This window comes from Paracoccus sp. TD-10, assembly GCF_048270675.1.
In the GTDB taxonomy this organism is placed as follows: domain Bacteria; phylum Pseudomonadota; class Alphaproteobacteria; order Rhodobacterales; family Rhodobacteraceae; genus Paracoccus; species Paracoccus pantotrophus.
In genome coordinates, this window is record NZ_CP182419.1 from 602780 (window position 1) to 626040 (window position 23261).

At 69.2% G+C, this 23261-nt stretch carries 20 protein-coding genes; 19 read left to right on the top strand and 1 reads right to left on the bottom strand.

Annotation, left to right across the window (positions count from 1 at the left end; all coding sequences use genetic code 11):
- Window positions 1–238: 238 nt before the first annotated feature.
- The 5 genes from ACNKFW_RS14000 to ACNKFW_RS14020 are packed head-to-tail and all read left to right on the top strand — an operon-like array spanning window position 239 to window position 7693.
- Window positions 239–1447, top strand: a complete 1209-nt coding sequence (locus ACNKFW_RS14000) for an MFS transporter (protein ID WP_024842499.1) — start codon at window positions 239–241, stop codon at window positions 1445–1447.
- A gap of 15 nt (window positions 1448–1462) precedes the next feature.
- On the top strand, window positions 1463–3895 hold the full coding sequence (gene nirB, locus ACNKFW_RS14005) for a nitrite reductase large subunit NirB (protein WP_418025474.1): 2433 nt from the start codon (window positions 1463–1465) through the stop codon (window positions 3893–3895).
- Complete coding sequence (nirD, locus tag ACNKFW_RS14010) at window positions 3892–4227, top strand: nitrite reductase small subunit NirD (protein WP_147429099.1); 336 nt, start codon at window positions 3892–3894, stop codon at window positions 4225–4227. The genes nirB and nirD overlap by 4 nt, the downstream gene beginning before the upstream one ends.
- An 11-nt stretch (window positions 4228–4238) precedes the next feature.
- Window positions 4239–5081 carry a formate/nitrite transporter family protein gene (locus tag ACNKFW_RS14015; RefSeq protein WP_147429098.1) on the top strand — a complete coding sequence of 281 codons (843 nt, stop codon included), beginning with the start codon at window positions 4239–4241 and terminating at the stop codon, window positions 5079–5081.
- Between the two features lie 8 nt (window positions 5082–5089).
- Window positions 5090–7693, top strand: a complete 2604-nt coding sequence (locus ACNKFW_RS14020; protein ID WP_147429097.1) for a nitrate reductase — start codon at window positions 5090–5092, stop codon at window positions 7691–7693.
- A gap of 27 nt (window positions 7694–7720) precedes the next feature.
- Here ACNKFW_RS14020 and ACNKFW_RS14025 read toward each other — a convergent pair whose 3' ends face one another.
- Window positions 7721–8833: an ABC transporter ATP-binding protein gene (locus tag ACNKFW_RS14025; RefSeq protein WP_024842504.1), complete on the bottom strand. Its 1113-nt coding sequence runs from the start codon at window positions 8831–8833 to the stop codon at window positions 7721–7723.
- Between the two features lie 92 nt (window positions 8834–8925).
- Here ACNKFW_RS14025 and ACNKFW_RS14030 point away from each other — a divergent pair, with 92 nt between their 5' ends.
- The 14 genes from ACNKFW_RS14030 (at window position 8926) to ACNKFW_RS14095 (ending at window position 23258) form a co-directional block, all read left to right on the top strand.
- Window positions 8926–9939 (top strand): extracellular solute-binding protein, encoded by a 1014-nt coding sequence (locus ACNKFW_RS14030; RefSeq protein ID WP_147429096.1) that lies wholly within the window; start codon window positions 8926–8928, stop codon window positions 9937–9939.
- A 22-nt stretch (window positions 9940–9961) separates the two neighbouring features.
- Window positions 9962–11605 carry an ABC transporter permease gene (locus tag ACNKFW_RS14035; protein ID WP_024842506.1) on the top strand — a complete coding sequence of 548 codons (1644 nt, stop codon included), beginning with the start codon at window positions 9962–9964 and terminating at the stop codon, window positions 11603–11605.
- Window positions 11606–11658: 53 nt separating this feature from the next.
- Complete coding sequence (locus ACNKFW_RS14040; protein ID WP_024842507.1) at window positions 11659–12078, top strand: DUF2946 family protein; 420 nt, start codon at window positions 11659–11661, stop codon at window positions 12076–12078.
- Between the two features lie 68 nt (window positions 12079–12146).
- Entirely contained in the window at window positions 12147–13142 is a 996-nt protein-coding gene (locus ACNKFW_RS14045) for a DUF1775 domain-containing protein (RefSeq protein WP_147429095.1), read from the top strand.
- On the top strand, window positions 13129–13761 hold the full coding sequence (locus ACNKFW_RS14050; RefSeq protein WP_024842509.1) for an SCO family protein: 633 nt from the start codon (window positions 13129–13131) through the stop codon (window positions 13759–13761). The genes ACNKFW_RS14045 and ACNKFW_RS14050 overlap by 14 nt, the downstream gene beginning before the upstream one ends.
- A 458-nt stretch (window positions 13762–14219) precedes the next feature.
- Window positions 14220–15446, top strand: coding sequence for an ABC transporter substrate-binding protein (locus tag ACNKFW_RS14055; protein WP_418025538.1), 1227 nt, complete (start codon window positions 14220–14222; stop codon window positions 15444–15446).
- Window positions 15447–15516: 70 nt separating this feature from the next.
- A complete protein-coding gene (locus ACNKFW_RS14060) occupies window positions 15517–16479 on the top strand; it encodes a carbohydrate ABC transporter permease (protein WP_114669360.1) in 963 nt (320 codons plus the stop codon).
- Window positions 16476–17309 (top strand): carbohydrate ABC transporter permease, encoded by an 834-nt coding sequence (locus ACNKFW_RS14065; protein ID WP_024842512.1) that lies wholly within the window; start codon window positions 16476–16478, stop codon window positions 17307–17309. The genes ACNKFW_RS14060 and ACNKFW_RS14065 overlap by 4 nt, the downstream gene beginning before the upstream one ends.
- A gap of 3 nt (window positions 17310–17312) precedes the next feature.
- Entirely contained in the window at window positions 17313–18314 is a 1002-nt protein-coding gene (locus ACNKFW_RS14070; RefSeq protein WP_147429093.1) for an ABC transporter ATP-binding protein, read from the top strand.
- Window positions 18315–18356: 42 nt separating this feature from the next.
- On the top strand, window positions 18357–19142 hold the full coding sequence (locus ACNKFW_RS14075; RefSeq protein ID WP_024842514.1) for a ThuA domain-containing protein: 786 nt from the start codon (window positions 18357–18359) through the stop codon (window positions 19140–19142).
- Window positions 19142–20191, top strand: a complete 1050-nt coding sequence (locus ACNKFW_RS14080) for a Gfo/Idh/MocA family protein (RefSeq protein WP_024842515.1) — start codon at window positions 19142–19144, stop codon at window positions 20189–20191. Before ACNKFW_RS14075 ends, ACNKFW_RS14080 begins: the two co-directional genes overlap by 1 nt.
- A gap of 66 nt (window positions 20192–20257) precedes the next feature.
- Window positions 20258–21430, top strand: coding sequence for a Gfo/Idh/MocA family protein (locus ACNKFW_RS14085; RefSeq protein ID WP_147429092.1), 1173 nt, complete (start codon window positions 20258–20260; stop codon window positions 21428–21430).
- A 107-nt stretch (window positions 21431–21537) separates the two neighbouring features.
- Complete coding sequence (locus tag ACNKFW_RS14090; RefSeq protein WP_167521687.1) at window positions 21538–22671, top strand: aminodeoxychorismate synthase component I; 1134 nt, start codon at window positions 21538–21540, stop codon at window positions 22669–22671.
- The gene (locus ACNKFW_RS14095; RefSeq protein ID WP_147429090.1) at window positions 22623–23258 is read left to right on the top strand and encodes an aminotransferase class IV family protein; all 636 of its coding nucleotides are present in this window, start codon (window positions 22623–22625) and stop codon (window positions 23256–23258) included. The genes ACNKFW_RS14090 and ACNKFW_RS14095 overlap by 49 nt, the downstream gene beginning before the upstream one ends.
- The last annotated feature ends 3 nt before the right edge of the window (window positions 23259–23261 follow it).

Genomic DNA, 23261 nt, shown 5'->3' on the forward strand with positions numbered 1-23261 from the left:
GCGCAGCCTGTCGCGGATGCTGCGATGCCGCATCAAGGCTTGATCCGGCCCGCGTCCTGACCCAGTCTTGCCTCATGGCCCGGCGCAACGGCGCGCCATCGGCCCGCTCGCAATGATGCGGCACGGGTTTCCGCAAGGGCGCGGAGATCCTCCCCCGAAAGCGTAAATCCGCTGCGGTATTCGCCGCTCGGCCGCGCTTTCCGACAGCCTTCGCCATCAGCAACGCATCGGAGCCACCATGTCCGCCGTTCCCCCCGTTCCATCCTCCGAGGCCAGCCGCGCGCTGGGCCTCTCGACCTTCGCCTTCACCATCTGCTTCGCGGTATGGACCATCTTCTCGATCATCGGCCTGCAGATCCGCGAGCAGCTTTCCCTGACCGAGACGCAGTTCGGCCTGCTGATCGGCTTGCCGATCCTGACCGGCTCGCTGGTGCGCATCGCGCTTGGCGTGCTGACCGACCGGCTGGGCGGGCGGCGCGTCTATACGCTGACCATGCTGGCCGCCGCCGGCGCGACCTTCCTGCTGTCCTGGGCCAGCACCTGGCCGCAGATGCTGCTGGCGGCGCTGGGCGTCGGGCTGGCCGGCGGATCCTTCGCCGTCGGCGTGGCCTATGTCTCGCGCTTTTACGACAAAGGGCGGCAGGGCACGGCGCTGGGCATCTTCGGGGTCGGAAATGTCGGCGCCGCCGTGACCAAATTCGCCGCGCCCTTCGTCATGCTGGCACTGGGCTGGCAGGCGACCGCGCAGATCTGGGCCGGTGCGCTGGCGCTGACCGCCGTGCTGTTCTGGGTCTTCAGCAAGGACGACCCCGTCACCGCCGCAGGGGCCAGCCGCAAGGCGCCCTTGCGCGCCGAGTTCGCGCCGCTGGGCCAGGTCCGGGTCTGGCGCTTCTCGGCCTATTACTTCTTCAGCTTCGGCGGCTTCGTGGCGCTGGCGCTGTGGCTGCCGCATTACCTGACGCAGGTCTACGGCTTCGGTGTCGGGACCGCCGGCATGATCGGCGCGGCCTATTCTATCCCCGGCTCGATCTTCCGCGCCTGGGGCGGGGTGCTGTCCGACCGCATCGGCGCGCGGGCGGTGATGTATGCGACCTTCCTCGTCTCGCTGGTCGCGACGGCGATCCTGTCGATCCCCTCGGGCGTGCCGGTGCCGGTCTTTTTGGCGGTGATCTTCGTGCTGGGCTTCTTCATGAGCCTGGGCAAGGCCGCCGTCTACAAGCACATCCCCAGCTATTACCCCGGCCATGTCGGCGCGGTCGGCGGGCTGGTCGGCATGATCGGCGGCCTTGGCGGCTTTGCGCTGCCGCTGCTGTTCGGCTGGCTGCGCGACCAGACCGGGCTGTGGTCCAGCTGCTTCATGGCGCTGTTCCTGCTGGTCGGGCTCTGCGCGCTCTGGATGCATGCCTCGATCCGCCAGATGGGCCGCGCGCCCCTGCAAGCCGCCTGAGAAAGGAGTCACGCGATGAAGAAACTGGTCGTCATCGGCGCCGGCATGGCCTCGGGCCGCCTGCTGGAGCAGCTGTTCGAGGCCGCGCCCGGCGAATGGCATGTCACCCTGTTCAACGCCGAGCCGCGCGGCAATTACAACCGGCTGATGCTCTCGCCGGTCCTGTCGGGCGAAAAGACCTATGAGCAGATCGTCACCCATGACGCGGACTGGTATGCCGCGCATGGCGTCGATTGCCGCTTCGGCGAGCCGGTGGTGCGGATCGACCGCGCCAATCGCGCCGTCTATTCCAATTCGGGCGGCGCGCCCTATGACGCGCTGGTCATCGCCACCGGCTCGGCGCCCTTCATCATCCCGGTGCCGGGCAGCGATCTGCCGGGCGTGGTGACCTATCGCGACCTCGAGGACACCAATGCGATGATCGAGGCCGGTATCGCCGGCAAGGACGCCGTGGTGATCGGCGGCGGGCTTCTGGGCCTTGAAGCCGCGGCCGGCATGGCCGCGCGCGGCGCCCGCGTCACCGTCGTCCACCTGATGGGCCATCTGATGGAGCGGCAGCTGGACCCCGCCGCCGGCTATCTGCTGCAGCGCGACCTGGAGCGCCGCGGCATCAAGGTGCATTGCAAGGGCGCGACCAAGGCGATCCTGGGCCATGGCCGGGCCGAGGCGGTGCTGCTGGAGGACGGCACCGTCCATCCCGCCGACCTGGTCTGCATGGCGGTCGGCATCCGCCCCGAGGTGCGGCTGGCCAATGACGCGCATCTGGAGGTCGAGCGCGGCATCGTCGTCGACGACGCCCTGCGCACCAGCGATCCGCATATCTTCGCGCTTGGCGAATGCGTCGAGCATCGGGGGCAGGTCTTCGGCCTTGTCGCGCCGCTTTACGACCAGGCCAAGGTGCTGGCCCGGACCCTGCTGGGCGAGGAGGCCGAGTTCCGCCCGGTGCAGACCGCGACCAAGCTGAAGGTGACGGGCTGCGACCTGTTCAGCGCCGGCGATTTCGCCGAAGGCGAGGGGCGCGAGGACATCGTGTTTCGCGACCCCGGCCGCGGCATCTACAAGCGGCTGGTCTTGGAAAACGACCGCATCATCGGCGTGGTCATGTATGGCGACACCGCCGACGGCAACTGGTTCTACGGGCTGATGAAGGACGAAACCGACGTGTCGGAGATGCGCGACACGCTGATCTTCGGCCCGGCCTTCCAGGGGGGGACCGCGCTGGACCCTATGGCGGCCGTTGCAGCCTTGCCGCCTGAGGCGGAGATCTGCGGCTGCAACGGCGTCTGCAAGGGAACGATCACCGATGCGGTGCTGAATGGCGCAACCACGCTCGACGCGGTGCGCGCAACCACCAAGGCGTCGGGATCGTGCGGCACCTGCACCGGGCTGGTCGAGCAGGTGATGAAGCTGACGCTGGGCGACGGCTTCGTCGCGCCCGCGCCTGCCGGCATGTGCAAATGCACCGACCACAGCCACGAGGACGTGCGGCGGCTCATCAAGTCCATGGGGCTGAAGTCGATCCCGGCCGTCATGCAGGAACTGGGCTGGAAGAGCGTGGGCGGCTGCCATTCCTGCCGCCCGGCGCTGAACTATTACCTGCTGGCGGAATGGCCCCTGGAATATCAGGATGACCGCCAGTCGCGCTTCGTGAATGAAAGGAACCACGCCAATATCCAGAAGGACGGCACCTATTCCGTGGTGCCGCGCATGTGGGGCGGCGTCACCACGCCCTCGGAACTGCGCGCCATCGCCGATGCGGCCGAGAAATATGCCGTGCCGATGGTCAAGGTCACCGGCGGCCAGCGCATCGACCTGCTGGGCGTGAAGAAGCAGAATCTGCCGCATATCTGGGCCGACCTGAACGCGGCTGGGTTGGTCTCGGGCCATGCCTATTCCAAGGGGCTGCGCACGGTGAAGACCTGCGTCGGCAGCGAGTTCTGCCGCTTCGGCACCCAGGATTCCACGGGCCTCGGCATCCGGCTGGAAAAGCTGCTCTGGGGCTCCTGGACGCCGCACAAGGTCAAGCTGGGCGTCTCGGGCTGTCCGCGCAATTGCGCCGAGGCGACCTGCAAGGATGTGGGCGTGATCTGCGTCGACAGCGGCTACCAGATCAGCGTCGCCGGGGCCGCCGGGATGGAGGTGAAGGAGACCGAGCCCCTGGCCGCGACCCCCTGCGAGGACGAGGCGGTCGAGATCATCACCGCCTTCATCCAGCTTTACCGCGAGCACGCGCGCTATCTGGACCGGCCCTATAAATGGGTGGCCAAGGTCGGGCTCGACTGGGTCAAGGAACAGATCGCCGACCTGCCGACCCGCCGCGCGCTGGTCGAGCGGTTCGAGATCAGCCAGTCGGTCTATCGCAAGGATCCCTGGGCCGAACATTCCACCACCACCGAGACGCCCCGATGGGCGCCCCTTGCCGATCTGACCCTGGAGGCTGCGGAATGACCGTCTTTGTCGATATCGGAGCCCTGGACGACATCCCCCGCCAGGGCGCGCGGGTGATCCGCACCGCGCAGGGCTGCGTCGCGGTGTTCCGCACTATGGACGACCGGGTCTTTGCGCTGGACGACCGCTGCCCGCACAAGGGCGGCCCGCTGTCCGAGGGCATCGTGCATGGCGATCGCGTGACCTGCCCGCTGCACAACTGGGTGTTCGACATGAACTCGGGCGCCGCGCAGGGCGCCGACGAGGGCGCGGTCCGCACCTGGCCCGTCCGCGTCGAACAGGGCCGCGTCCTGATCAGCGCCGAACTCGTCTCCCGCTCGAACGCCGCCTGAGGAGTTGCATCATGTCCTACGTCAATCCTGCCGATTTCGCGAAGAAGATGATCGACGCTGGCGAGGCCAAGGTCTTCATGTCCACCAAGGACACGCTGATCCGCGCCTATATGGCCGGGGCGATCCTGGCGCTTGCCGCCGCCTTTGCCGTGACCGTCACCGTGAACACCGGCGAGCCGCTGATCGGCGCGCTGCTGTTCCCGGTCGGCTTCTGCATGCTCTACCTGCTGGGCTTCGACCTGCTGACGGGCGTGTTCACGCTGGTGCCGCTGGCGCTGATCGACCGGCGGCCGGGGGTGACGGTCCAGGGCATGCTGCGCAACTGGGGCCTGGTCTTTTGCGGCAATTTCGCCGGCGCCTTCACCGTCGCGGTGTTCATGGCGATCATCGTCACCTTCGGCTTTTCCGAGGCGCCGAACGCGGTCGGCGAACAGATCGGCCATATCGGCGAGGGGCGCACGATCGGCTATGCCGCCCATGGCGCGGCGGGGATGCTGACGCTGTTCGTCCGCGCGGTCATGTGCAACTGGATGGTTTCGACCGGCGTCGTGGCGGCGATGATGTCCACCAGCGTCTCGGGCAAGGTCATCGCCATGTGGATGCCGATCCTGATCTTCCTCTACATGGGCTTCGAGCATTCCATCGTGAACATGTTCCTGTTTCCGGCCGGGCTGCTGCTGGGCGGCCAGTTCACCATCATGGACTACATGATCTGGAACGAGATCCCGACCGTGCTGGGCAACCTGGTCGGCGGGCTGACCTTTGTCGGCGCGATGATCTATGCCACGCATCACAAGACCTCGCCCCGGCGCGAACCCGAGGCCGCCGAGCCCGTCCCGGTCGCCGCCGAATGAGCGTCGCCATGCAGAGCATCCGCACAACCTGTCCCTATTGCGGCGTGGGCTGCGGCGTGCTGGCCGCGCCGGACGGCCGCGGCGGGCTGGGCATCGCCGGCGATCCCGATCATCCGGCGAACAAGGGCCGGCTTTGCGTCAAGGGCTCGGCGCTTGGCGAGACAATTGGTCATGCCGGGCGGCTGCTTGCCCCGCGTATCCACGGGCGCGAGGCCGGCTGGGACGAGGCGCTGGATCTGGTCGCGCGCCGGTTTTCCGAAACCATCGCCGAGCACGGGCCGGATTCGGTCGGCTTCTACGTCTCGGGGCAGCTGCTGACCGAGGATTACTATGTCGCCAACAAGCTGATGAAGGGCTTCATCGGCTCGGGCAATATCGACACCAATTCGCGGCTCTGCATGGCCTCGGCGGTGGCGGGGCACCGGCGGGCCTTCGGCACCGACACGGTGCCGGGGCTCTACGAGGATATAGAATTGGCCGATACGGTGGTGCTGGTCGGCTCGAACCTGGCCTGGTGCCATCCGGTGCTTTACCAGCGGCTGGCCGCGGCGCGCGAGGCGCGGGGCACGCGGGTCGTTGTGGTCGATCCGCGCCGCACCGCCACCTGCGACATCGCCGACCTGCATCTGCCGCTGGCGCCGGGGTCGGATTCGGCGCTGTTCAACCTGCTTCTGGCAGAAATCGGCAGAAAATCAGAGATCTGTGCCGATAACCTGGAGGGAATCGAGGATGCCATGGCCGCCGCGCGCGAGACGCTGCCCTCGACCACCGGGCTGGCGCACAGCCAGATCAGGCAATTCCTCGACCTGTGGCTGCACAGCGACAAGGTGGTGACGGTCTGGTCGCAGGGTGTGAACCAGTCCGACAGCGGCACCGACAAGGTGAATGCGATCCTGAACTGTCACCTGGCCAGCGGCCGCATCGGCCGGCCGGGCATGGGCCCGTTCAGCGTCACCGGCCAGCCCAATGCCATGGGCGGGCGCGAAGTCGGGGGGCTCGCCAACATGCTGGCCTGCCACCTGGAGATCGAGAACCCAGCGCATCGCGAGGCGGTGCGTGCCTTCTGGAACGCGCCGCGCATGGCCGAGCGGCCGGGGCTGAAGGCCGTGGACATGTTCCGCGCCGTCGAGGACGGCCGGATCAAGGCGCTGTGGATCATCTGCACCAACCCCGCCGCGACCATGCCCGAGGCCGACCGCGTCGCCCGCGCCATCGCCGGATGCGATTTCGTCGTTGTCTCGGACATCATGGCGCGGACCGACACCGTGCGGCTGGCGCATGTGGCCTTGCCGGCGACCGGCTGGGGCGAAAAGGACGGCACGGTGACGAATTCCGAACGCCGCATCAGCCGCCAGCGCCGGACGCTGGCCCCCGCCGGGCGGGCGCGCGACGACTGGCGCATCCTGGCCGAGGTCGGGCGCCGCATGGGCTGGCCGGGGGCCTTCGGCTGGACCAGCCCGGCCGAGGTCTTTGCCGAACATGCCGCGCTGTCGGGCATCGCGGGCGGGTTGGGCAGCGATTTCGACATCTCGGCCCATGCCGGCATCACCCAGGCGGAATATGACGCGCTGGAGCCTTTCCTTTGGCCGCAATCGGCGGGCAGGCAGGGCGGGCGGTTCTTTGGCGACGGGCGGTTCCATACGCCCTCGGGCCGGGGGCGGATGGTCGCGGTCACGCCGCGCCCGCCGCAGCCGGTCGGCGGGGATCATCCGTTCCGGCTGAACACCGGCCGGGTGCGCGACCATTGGCACAGCATGACCCGCACCGGCCTGTCGCCGCGCCTGTCGCGCCACCTGGCAGAGCCCTTCCTGGAACTGCACCCAAGCGACGCGGCCCGGCTGGGCCTGGCCCCCGCGAGTCTGGCCGAGGTCGAAAGCCCGCAGGGCCGGGCCGTGCTGCGGGTGCTGGTCAGCGACCGGGTGGCGCCGGGCCATCCCTTCGCCCCGATGCACTGGACCAGAGAGACCGCGCCCTCGGGCCGGGTCGATGCGCTGGTGCCGGGGACGGTCGATCCGGTCTCGGGCCAGCCGGCGCTGAAATCGGCACCGGTGGCGATCCGGCCCTTTGCCGCGCGCTGGTTCGGCTTTGCCGTCTCGGCCGGCGCGATCCGGCCGGATTGCGACTATTGGGCGCGGGCGACGCTGCCCCGCGGGGAGCAGGCCGAACTGGCCGGGCTGGAGATGCCGCAGGACTGGACCGCCCATGCCCGCGCGCTGTTCGGCCTGTCGGACGAGCCGCTGGTGCTGCATGACCGCGCCCGCGGGCAGGTGCGGCTGGCCTTCCTGCGCGAGGGGCGCTTGCGGGCGGCGCTGTTCGTGGCGCCCGGGCCGGTGGGCCTGTCGCGCAGCCATGTCGCGGCGCTGCTGGGCGAGGGCGGGGCCGAGGTGCTGGCCGGCCGCCCCGGCGCCGACCGCCCGGACGAGGGCGCGCTGGTCTGCGCCTGCTTTGGCATCGGCGTGAACAGCATCGTGCGGGCCATTGCCAGCCAGGCCCTGACCTCGGTCGAGGCAGTGGGGCAGGCGCTGCGGGCGGGCACCAATTGCGGCTCGTGCCGGCCCGAGATCCGCGCGCTGCTGGAGGCCGGCACCGCCTGCCGGGCGGCGGCCGAATAGGGGGCGGCCGAGTAAGGGCGGCCGATCCTATTCGTTCTCGCAGGCAAAGACCATGGCGCTGCCGGGCTGGGCGGCGACGCGGATCAGGCTGCCCGGCGCGGGCAGGACCAGGCCGGGAATGCGCGATTTCATCGCTGCACCGCCGGGTTCCAGCCGGATCTCGATCAGGCTTTCGCGGCCCAGATAGCGCGCGCGTTCGACCCGCGCCGGGGTGCCGCCGGCCTCGGCCGGGACCAGGTGCTGCGGGCGGACGGCGACCTCGGCTCGGCTGCCCTCGGCCAGGCCGGGGGCGGGAAAGGCGCCCAGCACGGTCTGCACCCGCCCGCCCGCCACCCGGCCCGCGACGATGTTCAGGTCCGAGAAGAAGGCCGCGACGCCGCGGTCGGCCGGGCGGTCGTAAAGCTCGTCCGGGCGGCCTTCCTGGATCAGCCGGCCCCGGCGCATGACGGCGATGCGATGGCCCATCAGCATCGCCTCCTCGGGGTCGTGCGTGACCATCACCACCGCGGTTTCGGTTTCGCGCAGCAGGTCCAGCGCCGCGTCGCGCACCCCGTCGCGCAGCCGGTGGTCGAGGCTGGAGAAGGGTTCGTCCATCAGCATCAGGCAGGGCCGTGGCGCCAGGGCCCGGATCAGCGCCACGCGCTGCTGCTCGCCGCCCGAAAGCTCGTGGGGGTATTTCGCGGCATGGCCGGCCAGGCCCACCCGCTCCAGCAGCGCGGCGATCCGGTCGCGGTCCTGCCGCGCCGGGCCGCGCAGGCCGAAGCCGACATTCGCCGCCACGTCCAGATGCGGGAACAGTGCGAAATCCTGGAACACCATCCCGACCGGCCGGCGCTCGGGCGGCAGGAAGGCGCCGCCTTCCGACATCGGCCGGCCGGCGATGCGCACGACGCCCGAATCGGGCCGCTCGATGCCGGCGATCATGCGCAGCGTGGTGGACTTGCCGCAGCCCGAAGGGCCGAGCAGGCAGGTCACCTGGCCGGGCGCCACGCTGAAGCCGACATCCTCGACCGCCGCCACGCCGGCGAAACGGCGGCACAGCGCCTCGACCTCCAGCATGGGCGGGGACGGGGTATCGGGTGCGGCAACGCGCGCATCCACCTGGCTGGCCCAGTCGGGAGGGCTGGCGAATTGGTTCATCGGCATCCCTTCGTGACCGCAACCGCATGAGAATAGTTTACATTACTAATTAGTTTAGTAAACATGTCGAGAAATCGCAAGGAGGACAGGGAATGCGTGTCGGACTATCTGGAGTGATCGGTATCCTGCTGGCGGCGCAGGCCGTCGCCGCAAGCGCCCAGGAAGTGAACCTTTACACCACGCGCGAGCCGAACCTGATCGAGCCGCTGCTGGCCTCGTTCACCGAAACCACCGGGGTCAAGGTCAACACGATCTTCCTCAAGGACGGCCTGCCCGAGCGGGTCGAGCAGGAGGGCGACGCCTCGCCCGCCGATGTGTTGATGACCGTGGACATTGGCAACCTGGTCGACCTGGTCGACCGTGGCCTGACCCAGCCCGTCGAATCCGAGGCGCTGGCCGCCGCCATCCCGGAAAACCTGCGCGACAAGGACGGCAACTGGTTCGCGCTGTCGCAGCGCGCGCGGGTGCTTTACGCCGACAAGGATCTGGATCTGGTGAGCTTCACCTATGAAGACCTCGCCAAGCCGGAATGGCAGGGCAAGGTCTGCATCCGTTCGGGCCAGCACCCCTATAACGTGGCGCTGACCGCCTCTTACATCGTGCATCACGGCGAAGAGGCCGCCAAGGCCTGGCTGGAAGGCGTCAAGGCGAACCTGGCCCGCACCGCCGGCGGCGGCGATCGCGACGTGGCGCGCGACATCATGGGCGGCATCTGCGAGATCGGCATCGCCAATTCCTATTACGTCGGGCTGATGCGCAGCGGCGCCGGCGGCCCCGAGCAGGAGGAATGGGTCAAGGCGATCAAGGTCATCCTGCCCACTTTCGAGGGCGGCGGCACGCAGGTCAATGTCTCGGGCGCCGCGGTGGCCAAGCATGCGCCGAACCGCGACCAGGCGGTGCAGCTGCTGGAATACCTGGTCTCGGATGAGGCGCAAAGGATCTATGCCGAGGCGAATTTCGAATACCCGGTCAAGCCCGGCGTGGCGGTCAGCCCGGTGATCGAGGACATGGCGGGGCTTCAGGTCGACGGCACCGACCTGACCGAGATCGCCCGCCAGCGCAAGGCGGCGAGCGAACTGGCCGAGGCGGTGGGATTCGACAACTGAACCCGCCGCGGACGCAGGCCGCATGACCCCGGAACTGACACGAATCCCCCGCGTCCGCGCGGGGATGGGCTGGCAGGCGGCGGCTTTGGCCGTCGCCGCGCTGGTTCTGCTGCCGGTGCTGGCGCTGGGGCTGTTCGCGCTGCGGGGCAGCCCGGGGCTGTGGGCGCATCTGGTCAGCAATGTGCTGCCGGTCGCGGCGCGGCAGACGGTGATCCTGCTTCTGGGCGTCGGCGCCATCGTCGCCACGCTCGGCACGGTCACGGCCTGGCTGGTCGCGGCCTGCGATTTTCCGGGGCGGCGCATCTTCGGCTGGGCGCTGCTGCTGCCCTTGGCGGTGCCGACCTATATCGTCGCCTATGCCTATCTGGACCTTCTGCACCCGGTCGGCCCGGTGCAGGGCGTGATCCGCGGCTGGCTGGGCTATGCCAGCCCGCGCGAGTTCCGCCTGCCCGACATCCGCTCGATGCCCGGCTGCATCCTGCTCTTGGGGCTGGTGCTTTACCCCTATGTCTACCTGCCGGTGCGGGCGCTGTTCGCCATGCAGGCGGGCAATCTGCTGGATGCGGGGCGCACGCTGGGGGCGGGACCGGTCGCCACCTTCCTGCGCGTGGCCCTGCCGCTGGCGCGGCCCGCCGTCGCCATCGGCACCGCGCTTGCGCTGATGGAGGCGATGAACGACATCGGCGCGGCCGAGTTCCTGGGCGTGCGCACGCTGACCGTCTCGGTCTATTCGACCTGGATCAACCGCTCGGACCTGCCGGGCGCGGCACAGATCGCGCTGGCGATGCTGGCCATCACCATGGCGCTGGTCATGCTGGAGCGCCGCGGCCGCCGGCGCCAGCGCTATGCGGCGGGTGCGCAGCCCCTGCGGCGCATGCGGCTGCGCGGCTGGCGGGCCGGGGGTGCGATGCTGGTCTGCGCGCTGCCGGTCGCCCTGGGCTTCGCGGCGCCGGCCTGGTATCTGGCCAGCGCGGCCTGGGCGCGCTATCGCTTTGCCGGGCTTTCGCCGCGCATCATCGAAGAGGCCGGCAATACCGCCTTGTTCGCCGCGGCGGCGACGCTGGTCGCGCTGCTGCTGGGCCTGGTCGTGACGGGGGCGGCGCGGATGCGGCCCGGACGCCTGACCCGCAGCATGGCGCGGCTTTCGACGCTGGGCTATGCGGTGCCGGGCACCATCCTGGCCATCGGGCTTTTGCCGGTGATCGCGCTGGCCGACCGGCAGATCGCCGCCGTCTCGCAGGCGCTGCTGGGCGCGGGGCCGGGGCTTTTGCTGCTGGGCTCGGGCGCGGCGCTGGTCTATGCCTATGTCGCGCGGTTCCTGGCCATCGCCACCGGCGGGATCGAGGCCGGGCTCAGCCGGGTGCCCGCCTCGCTCGACCATGCGGCGCGCACGCTGGGCCGCAGCCCCGGCCAGGTGTTCCGGCAGGTGCATGTGCCGATCTCGCGCCCGGCGCTGGCGGCCTCGGGGCTGTTGATCTTTGTCGACTGCGTCAAGGAACTGCCGGCGACGCTGCTGCTGCGGCCGCTGAACTTCGAGACGCTCTCGACCCATCTTTACGGCGAGGCGGCGCGCGGCACCTATGAGGACGCGGCCATCGTCGCGCTGATCATCGTCGTCATCGGCATCCTGCCGGTAATCGTGCTGGCGCGGACGATTCGCCGGTGATCGCGGCATATTGTCCCTTTCCTCCGGCGCGGATTTCTGACAGGGCTGCGCCCATGCAGGGTCGAAGCGGACATCGGACGACGGGGCTTGGACGCGGCGGGCCGCTCTGGCGCCTGGGCCGCTGGCTGGCGGTGCTGCCTTTCCTGCTGTTCTCGCTGATCCAGCCCGGCACCATGATCGCCCGCGACGCGCAGGGCGCCGTCGCCATCGTGCTGTGTTCGGGCGAGGGGCCGGTGCAGATGGCCGTTGCCGCCGATGGCAGCCTGGTCCCGGCCGACGAGATCCCGCATGGCGATCCGCATGCCTGCGCCTGGGCGCCGCATGGCCAGCCGCTGTTGCAGGGCGCCGTGGCCGACGCGCCCCAGCCCCTTGCCGCTGCGGCGCGCCTTGCGCTTTGGCCGGCGCCGCCGGCCCCGCCGCATGCCTCGGCCCTGCCTGAGCCCTCGGCGCGCGGACCGCCGCGCCTCATCTGACGGAATCCTGTTTCGGCAGCCGACGGGCCAGGGCCCGGCGGCGCCTTTTCCACAAGATGAGAACGATCATGCAAAATCCTGTTTTCGGCGCGCTTTGCGCCACGCTTCTGGGCCTTGCGGCCGGTCCCGCCCTGTCCCATGCCACGCTGGAGAAATCCGAGGCCGCGGCCGGTGCCGCCTATCGCGCGGTGATCCGCATCGGCCATGGTTGCGACGGCCAGACCACCCACACCCTGCGGGTCGAACTGCCCGAGGGCTTTTACAACGCCAAGCCCATGCCCAAGCCGGGCTGGACGCTGGAGACGGTGAAGGGCGCCTATGCCCGGCCCTTCGACAATCACGGCACCCAGATGACCGAGGGCACGCGCGAGGTGGTCTGGTCCGGCGGTGCGTTGCAGGACGACTGGTATGACGAGTTCGTCATCCGCGGCACCGTCGGCGCGGATGTGGCGCCGGGCACGGTGCTGTATTTCCCCACCGTGCAGGAATGCGCAGAGGGCAAGGCGGACTGGACCGACGTTTCGGGCAGCAAGGAGGTGCCGAACCCGGCGCCGGGCCTGACGGTCACGGCGGGCAAGGCCGATCACGGGCATGGGCATAGCCACGGGCACGGGCATGGGCCTGATGCCCAGGCCGCGGCTGCCGGCGGTCCGGTGGTCCTGGGCGATCTGGCGCTCAGCGGCGGCTTCAGCCGCGCCACGCCCCCCGGCGCGCCGGTGGCGGGCGGCTTCCTGACCATCGCCAACGGCGGGGACGAGGATCGGCTGGTCGCCGCCCATGCCGATTTCGCCGGCCGCACCGAGATTCACGAGATGGCCATGGAGGGCGAGGTGATGCGGATGCGCGAACTGCCCGATGGCCTGGCGATTCCGGCCGGGGCCACGGTCGAACTGAAGCCCGGCGGCTATCACCTGATGTTCATGGAGTTGAAGCAGCCGCTGGTCGAGGGCGAAACGGTCAATGTCACGCTGAGCTTCGAAAAGGCGGGCGAGGTCAGCCTGCCGCTGGCGGTCGGGCCGCGCAATGCCGGGGCGCAAAAAGGAGGTGGCCATGGCGGACACTAAGGGCAAATCCGGGTTGAAACCGCTGCGCTATGCGCTTTGGGCGCTGGTCGTGCTGGCGCTGGCCGGGCTGGGCTGGTTCCAGCTCGTCTCGCCCCGCTCGGGTTCGGGCACGGGCTCGATCGCCGATGCCGGGACGGCGGCGCTGGGGCGGGGCGACTACCGGCTGGTGGCGACCGACGGGACCGAGTTCAGCCAGGCCGCGCTGAAGGGCCAGCCCTCGGCGGTGTTCTTCGGCTTCACCCATTGCCCGGATGTCTGCCCGACCACGCTGGGCGACGTCGCCAGCTGGCAGGAGGAACTGGGCGAGGACGGCAAGAAACTGCGGGTGTTCTTCGTCACCGTCGATCCCGAGCGCGACACGGTCGAGGCCTTGCGCGAATACGTGTCCTGGGTGCCGGGCGTGGTCGGGGTCTCGGGCGCGCCGGAAGAGGTCGCCAAGGCGATCAAGGCGTTCCGCATCTATGCCCGCAAGTCGCCGCTGGAAGGGGGCGACTATACCATGGACCATTCCTCGACCATGCTGCTCTTTGACGGCAACGGCGATTATGCCGGGCTGATCGGCTATCAGGAGGATCGCGAGCGCGCCCTGGCCAGCCTGCGCCGCCTGCTGAACGGCTGAAGTCTTGCGGCGCCGGATTTCCGGCGCCGCTTCCCCATCCGGCGGGCGGGCCGGTTTTCGTCTCCGAAATGTTTTGGAAAACGGCTTGGCGGGTGATTCCCAGCCCTGCGCCGGTGATTCGGCCGCGAAAGCGCCCTTGTCGGCGAAACGCGCTGTCTGATGTTAGCGCATGACATCCGCTGTCCCGCGCGTTCGTCGCGCCGCCCGGCGCGACGATACGGTTTTTCCCAGGAAACGCACGGTTTCTTGCAGCCCGCCGCCCGGTTCCGGCGGGTTTCGTCGGAATTATTGACCGGACCGGCCGGATGCGGTAGAAATTTCCCGAAAGGTTTCGGAACGGGCCGAGGCAGGCAGGCCCGATACTGCGAACGGTGCTGGGAGGCGCCTTTACCAAGGGGAGGATGAGGATGGGACGTATCAGCCGGGGCGCGCTGCGCCCGGTCGCATTGGCCGCGCTCATGGGCAGCATCGCGCTGCCTGCCGTGGCGGACGAGCTGTTCTATGTCGCGGGCGGCGTCGGCAAGCAGGCCGAGCATTTCAAGGAACTGGTCAAGCCCTGGGAGGAACGCACCGGCCACACGGTGACGCTGGTGCCGATGCCGCAGTCCAGCTCGGACCAGTTCGCGCAATACCGGCTGTGGCTGGCGGCGGGCACCAAGGACGTTGACCTGTATCAGACCGACGTGATCTGGGCGCCGCAGCTTTCCGAATATTTCGTCGACCTGTCCGAGGCGGCCAAGGATATTGTCGGCGAGCATTTCCCCTCGGTCATCGAAAGCCAGACCTCGGACGGCAAGCTGGTGGCGCTGCCGCTCTATACCGATGCCCCGGCGCTGTATTACCGCACCGACCTGCTGGAGAAATACGGCAAGGAGGTGCCCAGGACCTGGGCCGAACTGACCGAGACCGCCAAGCTGATCCAGGACGGCGAGCGGGCCGCGGGACAGGGCGACCTGTGGGGCTTCGTCTGGCAGGGCAATGCCTATGAGGGGCTTACCTGCAACGCGCTGGAATGGGTGAAATCCTTTGGTGGCGGCCAGATCGTCGAGGCGGACGGCACCGTCTCGATCAACAATCCGCAGGCTGTGGCGGCGCTGGAACTGGCGGCAGGCTGGATCGGCACCATCAGCCCGCGCGGCGTGCTGGCCCATAAGGAAGAAGAGGCGCGCGGCGTCTGGCAGACCGGCAACGCGGTCTTCATGCGCAACTGGCCCTATGCCTTCGCGCTGAGCGGCGGCGCGGACAGCGCGGTCAAGGACAAGTTCAACGTGGCGCCGCTACCAGCCGGCACCGAGGAGGCCGGCTCGGCCGCGACGCTGGGCGGCTGGAACGTCGCGGTGTCGAAATTCTCGACCAAGCAGGAGGCGGCGGTCGATCTGGCGCTCTATCTCGCCTCGGCCGAGGCGCAGAAACGCCGCGCGCTGCTGGACGGCAACCTGCCCACCGTGGTCGCGCTCTACGACGATGCCGAGATCGCCGAGGCGGTGCCGCTGATCCCGCGCTGGAAAGAGGTCTTCGCCGATGCGGTGCCGCGCCCCTCGGGGCCGACCAAGAACAAGTATAACGAGGTCTCGTCGAAATTCTGGTCGGCCGTGCATGACACGCTGTCGGGCAACGGCAGCGCGGCTGAGAACCTCGAGCTGCTGGAGCTGGAGCTGAGCGACATGCAGGGCTCGGGCTGGTAAGGCGCTTGGCGGGGGCTGGCGGGTTTGCGCCGGCCCCGACCGGCCCCTGCGGCCGATGAGGAGTTTCCCCATGACTGACCCCATCGCGGGCCGCAGCGGCGGTCCCAGCCTGCGGCAGCGTCGGCAAAGGGCGGCCTTCTGGTTCCTGGCCCCCATGCTTTTCGCGCTGCTCTGCGTCGCGGCCTGGCCGCTGGCGCGCACCATCTGGTTCTCGTTCACCAACACCACGCTGTCGAACCTTTATGGCGGCGAATGGATCGGCTTCGACAACTACCTGTCGATGCGCACGCTGTCCTCGGGGCGGGTGGTCTGGCGCGGCACGCTGGTCGATCCGGCCTGGTGGAACGCGGTCTGGAACACCGTCCGCTTCTCGCTGATCTCGGTCGGGTTCGAGACGGTGCTGGGCCTGATCGTGGCGCTGGTGCTGAATGCCGAGTTCAGGGGCCGCGCCCTGGTGCGCGCCGCCATCCTGATCCCCTGGGCGATCCCGACCATCGTCTCGGCCAAGATGTGGGCCTGGATGCTGAACGACCAGTTCGGGATCCTGAACGACATCCTGCTGCGGCTGGGGCTGATCAGCGAAAAGATCGCCTGGACCGCCAGCACCGAAACCGCAATGACCGCCGTGCTGATCGTCGATATCTGGAAGACCACGCCCTTCATGGCGCTGCTGATCCTGGCCGGCTTGCAGATGGTGCCGCGCGACATCTACGAGGCGGCGCGGATCGACGGCATCCATCCGGTCAAGGTGTTCTTCCGCGTCACCCTGCCGCTGATCAAGCCGGCGCTGATGGTCGCGGTGATCTTCCGCATGCTGGACGCGCTGCGCATCTTCGACCTGATCTATGTGCTGACGCCGAACAGCTCGGCCACCAAGACCATGTCGGTCATCAGCCGCGAGAACATGATCGACTTCGACAAGTTCGCCTATGGCGCGGCGCAATCGACGCTGCTCTTCGCGATCATCGCCGTCTTCGTCAGCGCCTATATCTGGCTCGGCCGCGTGGACCTGGGCGGGGAGGGCTCGAAATGACCCGTCACAAGCTGCTCAAACGGATCGGCTTTTACGCGCTGGTCGTGGTGATCGTCGTCTTTTCGGTCTTTCCCTTCTACTATGCCGTCGTGACCAGCTTCGCCTCGGGGACGGCGCTGTTTCGGGTGAACTACCTGCCCGCGGGCTTCGACCTGCGCAACTACCAGGCGGTGCTGGGGTCGAGGAACTTCCTTTACTCCATCGGCAACTCGCTGATCATCGCCACGGCCACGGTGGGGCTGTCGCTGTTCCTGGGCGTCACCGCCTCATACGCGCTGGCGCGGGTGCGGTTCCGGGGGCGGGGGCTTCTGCTGATGACCATCCTGGCCGTGTCGATGTTCCCGCAGATCGCCGTGCTGGCCGGGCTGTTCGAGCTGGTGCGCTTCCTGGGCATCTTCAACACCCATTGGGCGATGATCCTGTCCTATACGATCTTCACGCTGCCCTTCACCGTCTGGGTGCTGACCACCTTCATGCGCGACCTGCCGGTCGAGATCGAGGAGGCGGCGATCGTCGACGGCGCCAGCCCCTGGATCATCATCACCCGCGTCTTCCTGCCGCTTCTGTGGCCGGCGATGGTGACCACCGGGCTTCTGGCCTTCATCGGCGCCTGGAACGAGTTCCTGTTCGCGCTGACCTTCACCAGCACTGAAAGCATGCGCACCGTGCCGGTGGCCATCGGCCTGCTTTCGGGCGCCTCCGAGCAGGAGATCCCCTGGGGTCCGATCATGGCCGCCTCGGTCATCGTGACGGTGCCGCTGATCGTCCTCGTCCTCATTTTCCAGCGCAAGATCGTGGCGGGCCTGACCGCCGGCGGCGTGAAAGGTTGAACCATGGCCAAGATCGAGTTGAAGAACGTCACCAAATCCTATGGCGGCTTGCAGGTCATCAAGGGCATCGACCTGGAGATCCGCAAGGGCGAGTTCATGGTCTTCGTCGGCCCGTCCGGCTGCGGCAAGTCCACGCTGCTGCGGCTGGTCTCGGGGCTGGAGGACATCACCAGCGGCGACATGCTGTTCGACGGGCAACGGGTGAACGACCTGGTGCCCTCGGACCGCGGCATCGCCATGGTGTTCCAGAGCTATGCGCTTTACCCGCATATGAAGGTCTATGACAACATGGCCTTCGGCATGAAGCTGGCCAAGGCCGGCAAGGCCGAGATCGACCGCCGCGTGCGCGAGGCGGCGCGGCTGTTGCAGATCGAGCACCTGCTGGACCGCCTGCCCAAGCAACTGTCCGGCGGCCAGCGCCAGCGCGTCGCCATCGGCCGCGCCATCGTGCGCGACCCGCGCGTCTTCCTGTTCGACGAGCCGCTGTCGAACCTCGACGCGGCGCTGCGCGTGCAGACGCGGCTGGAGATCGCCCGGCTGCATCACGGCATGGAGGACGTGACGATGATCTACGTCACCCATGACCAGGTCGAGGCGATGACGCTGGCCGACCGCATCGCCGTGCTGCGCGACGGCAGGCTGGAGCAGGTGGGCACGCCGGCCGAGCTTTACGAGCGGCCGAACTCGACCTTCGTCGCCGGCTTCATCGGCAGTCCCAAGATGAACTTCCTGACCGACGGTTTCGCGCATGCGCATGACTGCGCGACCCTGGGTATCCGCCCCGAGCATATCGACATCGTCGAGGCCGGCCCCTGGTCGGGCGAGGTCGTCCATGCCGAGGATCTGGGCGCCGACCATTACCTTTTCGTCGAGATCGGCGCCGCCGAGCCGCTGGTCGTGCGCCAGCCGGGCAAGCTGGCCCGGCCGCTGGGCACGCGGCTGAACCTTGGGCCGCGCCTGGGCCACCTGCACCGTTTCGACGCCAACGACGCGCCGATCCGCTGAATCCACCACCCGCTTCCGCAGGGGAGCAACAAGGAGCGATGAATGACCATCCGAGTCACTGTCTGGGGCGAGAACGTCCACGAGCAGAAGAACCAGACCGTCGCCGGGATCTACCCGGACGGCATGCACAACACCATCGCCGCGGCGCTGAACCGCGATGACGGGATCGCGGCCGGCAGCGTCACCCTGCAAGATCCCGAGCATGGGCTGACGGCCGAGAGGCTGGCCGAAACCGACGTGCTGATCTGGTGGGGCCATTGCGCCCATGGCGAGGTGCAGGACGCGGTGGTCGAGCGCGTGGCCGAGGCGGTCTGGTCCGGCATGGGCATGATCTTTTTGCATTCGGCGCATTTCTCGAAACCCTTCAAGCGGCTGATGGGCACGCCCTGCAACCTGACCTGGCGCGAGGCGGGCGAGCGCGAGCGGCTTTGGCTGACCTCGCGCAACCATCCCATCGCCGCCGGCCTGCCCGATCATTTCGAGCTGGAGCACGAGGAGATGTATGGCGAGCCCTTCGGCGTGCCCGAGCCGCTGGAGACGGTCTTCGTCAGCTGGTTTGCCGGCGGCGAGGTGTTCCGCTCGGGCCTGACCTACAAGCGCGGGGCCGGCAACGTGTTCTATTTCCGCCCCGGCCACGAGACCTATCCGACCTATCACGACGCCAATGTGCAGCGGGTGATCCTGAACGCGGTGAAATGGGCGCATAACCCGGCCGCGCGGCTGGCCGAGCCGACCGTCGCGCCCAATGTCCCGGTCGAACAGGCGCTGGAGCCGATCGAGGAACGCGGTCCCAGGCTGCATGCCGCCGGCGAGGAGGGCTATCGCTGATGGTCCGGCTTCTCGTCATCGGCACCGGCGGCATGGCGGCGAACCATGCCCGTGCCTTCGCCGGCATTCCCGGCGTCGAGCTGGTGGGCGGCGTGGACCCGCGGCCCGAGCCGCTGGCCGCCTTCAACGCCGAACATGGCATTGCCCGCGGCTTCGCCAGCCTGGACGAGGCGCTGGCCTGGGGCGCGTTCGACGCCGCGACCAACGTGACGCCGGATGCCGCGCATTATCCGACCACCATGCCGCTGCTGGCGGCGGGCAAGCATGTGCTGTGCGAAAAGCCGCTGGCCACCAATGCCGCGGATGCGGCAGCGATGGCCGAGGCGGCGGCGCGGGCGGGCGTGGTGAACATGGTCAATCTCAGCTATCGCGACGTGCCGGCGCTGCAAAAGGCCGCCGCGATGGTCCGCGCGGGCGAGATCGGCGCGGTGCGGCATTTCGAGGCGAGCTACCTGCAAAGCTGGCTGACCCAGCCCGGCTGGGGCGATTGGCGCACCGACCCGAAATGGCTGTGGCGGGTCTCGACCGCGCATGGCTCCAAGGGGGTGCTGGGCGATGTGGGCATCCATATCCTCGATTTCGCCACCTATATCGCCGGGCAGGACGCGGCGCAGGTTTCCTGCCTGCTCAAGACCTTCGACAAGGCGCCGGGCGGGCGGATCGGCGACTATGTGCTGGACGCCAACGACAGCGCCACCATGCAGATCGTGCTGGAAAACGGCGCGCTGGGGACGGTGGCGGCGACGCGCTTTGCCTCCGGGCACCTGAACGACCTGCGGCTGCGGATCTATGGCGACCGCGGCGGGCTGGAAGTCTGCTTCGAGAACCGCGTGAGCCGGCTGCGCGCCTGCCTGTCGCCTGACCTGGAGATCGCCGCCTGGCACGAGGTCGACTGCCCGCCGGTGCCGACGATCTACCAGCGCTTCGTCGCCGCGATCCGGGGCGAGGGCGCGGTCGATCCCGATTTCGCCCGCGGCGCGGCGCTGCAACGCCTGCTGGACCGGGCCGAGGAATCCTCGGTCGGGGCCGGGCTCGGCCTCGCCGTCTAGGCGCAACCGATCCGGCGGCGGCCCTCTCCTCCCTGCCGCCGCCGGACATCTTGCAAGGAGCATGGCATGACCCAGACCGTTCCCGCGCAGGCCCGCCGCGTGCCCCGCATCCGCCTTGGCATGGTCGGCGGCGGGCAAGGCGCCTTCATCGGTGCCGTGCATCGCATCGCCGCGCGTATCGACGACCAGTATGAGCTGGTCGCGGGCTGCTTTTCCTCGACGCCCGAGAAAAGCGCGGCCTCGGCGGCGGAGCTGGGCGTGGGCCGCGCCTATGGCGATTTCGCGCAGATGGCGATGCGCGAGGCGCGGCGCAAGGACGGGATCGAGGCGGTGGCCATCGTCACCCCGAACCACCTGCACGCCCCCGTCGCCCGCGCCTTCCTGAAGCGCGGCATCCATGTCATCTGCGACAAGCCCCTGACCGCGACCCTGCCCGAGGCGCGCAAGCTGGCCGGGGCCGCAGCGGATTCGGACGCACTGTTCGTGCTGACCCACAACTATACCGGCTATCCGATGGTGCGGCAGGCCCGCGCCATGACCCTGGCGGGCGAACTGGGCGAGATCCGGCTGGTGCAGGTCGAATACGCGCAGGACTGGCTGGCCGAGCCCATCGAGCAGGCGGGCAACAAGCAGGCGGGCTGGCGCACCGACCCGGCGCAATCCGGTGCGGGCGGGGCCATCGGCGACATCGGCACCCATGCCTTCAACCTGGCCGGCTTCGTGACCGGGCTGGAGTTGGAGGCGCTGGCCGCCGATCTGCAAAGCTTCGTGCCGGGCCGGGCGGTCGATGACAACGGCCATGTGCTCTTGCGCTATCGCGGCGGGGCGCGCGGGATGCTGTGGTGTTCGCAGGTCGCCTCGGGCTGCGAGAACGCGCTGCGGCTGCGGGTCTATGGCAGCCGCGCCGGCATCGAATGGGCGCAGGAAGAGCCGAATGCCCTGTGGGTCACGCCGCTGGGCCGGCCGCGCTACCGGCTGTCGCGCGGCGGCGCCGGCACGGGGCTTGAGGCCGCGCGCCTGACCCGCATTCCCGCCGGCCACCCCGAGGGCTATCTTGAGGGTTTCGCGAATATCTATGCCGAGGCGGCGCGCGCCATCCTAGCCCGTCGCGACGGGGCGGTTCCGGACCCGGCGGCGACCTTTCCCGGCATCCGCGAGGGGCTGGAGGGCGTGGCTTTCGTCGATGCCTGCCTGCGCTCCAGCAAGCGCAACGGCGCCTGGGTGGCGCTGGCTCTCTAGGCACCGCGGACCCCGGCATTCCGCGCCATTGTCGCGCCGGTCCCGTGCCGGCCATTGTTCGCGCCGCCCCGCCTATGCTACCCCGCGCGGCGAGAATGGAGGCGCGCGTGATCCTTTGCGAATTCGGTCCTGACGGCAAGCCGGTCCTGTTCCGGGATCCGCGGGAAGTGCTGGTGGTGACCGGGCCCGAGGATGTGGCCTCTGCGCTCGACCATCTCGAGGCCCGGCGCCGGCAGGGGGCCTGGATCGCGGGCTACCTGTCCTATGAGCTGGGCTATGCGCTGGAGCCGGTGCTGGCGCGCGAGATGCCGGCGGACCGGCGCACGCCGCTCATGGCCTTCGCCGTCCATGACGCGCCCGAGCCGGCGCCGCTGTTGCCCGCGCCAGGCGCGGCCCGGCTGGCGCCGCTGGAGCCCATGATCTCGCCGCAGGATTACGCGGCGGCCTTTGCCCGCACCCGCGACTATATCGCGGCCGGCGACTGCTACCAGATCAACCTGACCTTTCCCATCGGCTCGCGCCTGATCTCCGGCTCGGCGCTGCAGCTTTACGCCGCGCTGGCCGTGCGCCAGCCGGTCGGTTTCGGGGCCTATGCCGAGCTGGGGCAGGGGCCGGTGGTGGTCTCGCGCTCGCCCGAGCTGTTCTTCCGCCTCGATGCGCAGGGCCGGATCGAGGCGCGGCCGATGAAGGGCACCGCGCCGCGCGACCCCGATCCGGCGCGCGACGCGGCCCTGGCGGCGGGGCTGGCGGCATCGGAAAAGAACCGGGCCGAGAACCTGATGATCGTCGACCTGCTGCGCAACGACATCGCCCGCCTCTCGCGCGTGGGCTCGGTGCGGGTGCCCGAGCTTTTCGCCGTAGACAGCTTTGCCACCGTCCACCAGATGAGCTCGCGCGTGGTGGGCCAACTGGAGCGTCCGGCGGAACTGGGCGCGCTGCTGCGGGCGCTGTTTCCCTGCGGCTCGATCACCGGCGCGCCCAAGATCCGCGCCATGCAGATCATCCGCGAGGTCGAGCCGTTCCCGCGCGGGGTCTATTGCGGCGCCATCGGCTGGATGGCCCCGGACGGTGCGGCCTGCTTCTCGGTGGCGATCCGCACGCTGTCGGTCTGGCCGGATGGCGAGGTCACGCTGAATGTCGGCGGCGGCGTGGTGCAGGATTCGACCGCGGAAGGCGAATGGGAGGAGGCGCTATGGAAAGCCCGCTACGCGCAGGATCTGACGATCCCGAACTGCGGCTGATCGAGACGGTGCTGTGGGACGGCACCGGCTGCCCGCGGATCGCGGGGCATCTGGCGCGGCTGGCGGCGGGGGCGCGGACGCTGGGCTGGTCCTGCGACGCGCAGGCCGCCCGCGCCGCTCTGGTCGGGCCTGCGGGCCAGCCTGCGCGGTTGCGGCTGACGCTGGACCGCGCCGGGCGGATCGAGGTGACGCGCGCGCCCCTGCCGCAGTCGCGCCCGCAATGGCGGCTGGCGCTGGCCGGTACGCGGCTCAATTCGGTCGATCCCTGGCTCAGGCTCAAGACCACGCGGCGGGCGCATTACGACGCCGCCCGCGCCGCGCTGCCCGAGGGGGTCGAGGAGGCGGTCTTCCTGAACGAGCGCGGCGAGGTCTGCGACGGCACCATCACCACGGTCTTCTTCGACCGCGGCCAGGGGCTGCGCACCCCGCCGCTGTCCTGCGGGCTTCTGCCGGGCGTGCTGCGCGCCGGGATGCTGGCCGAGGGCACCTGCCGCGAGGAATTGCTGCTGGCCGGGGATCTGCCCCATGTCCGGCTGTGGGTCGGCAATGCGCTGCGCGGGCTGATCCCCGCCACCTGGGCCGGCTGAACC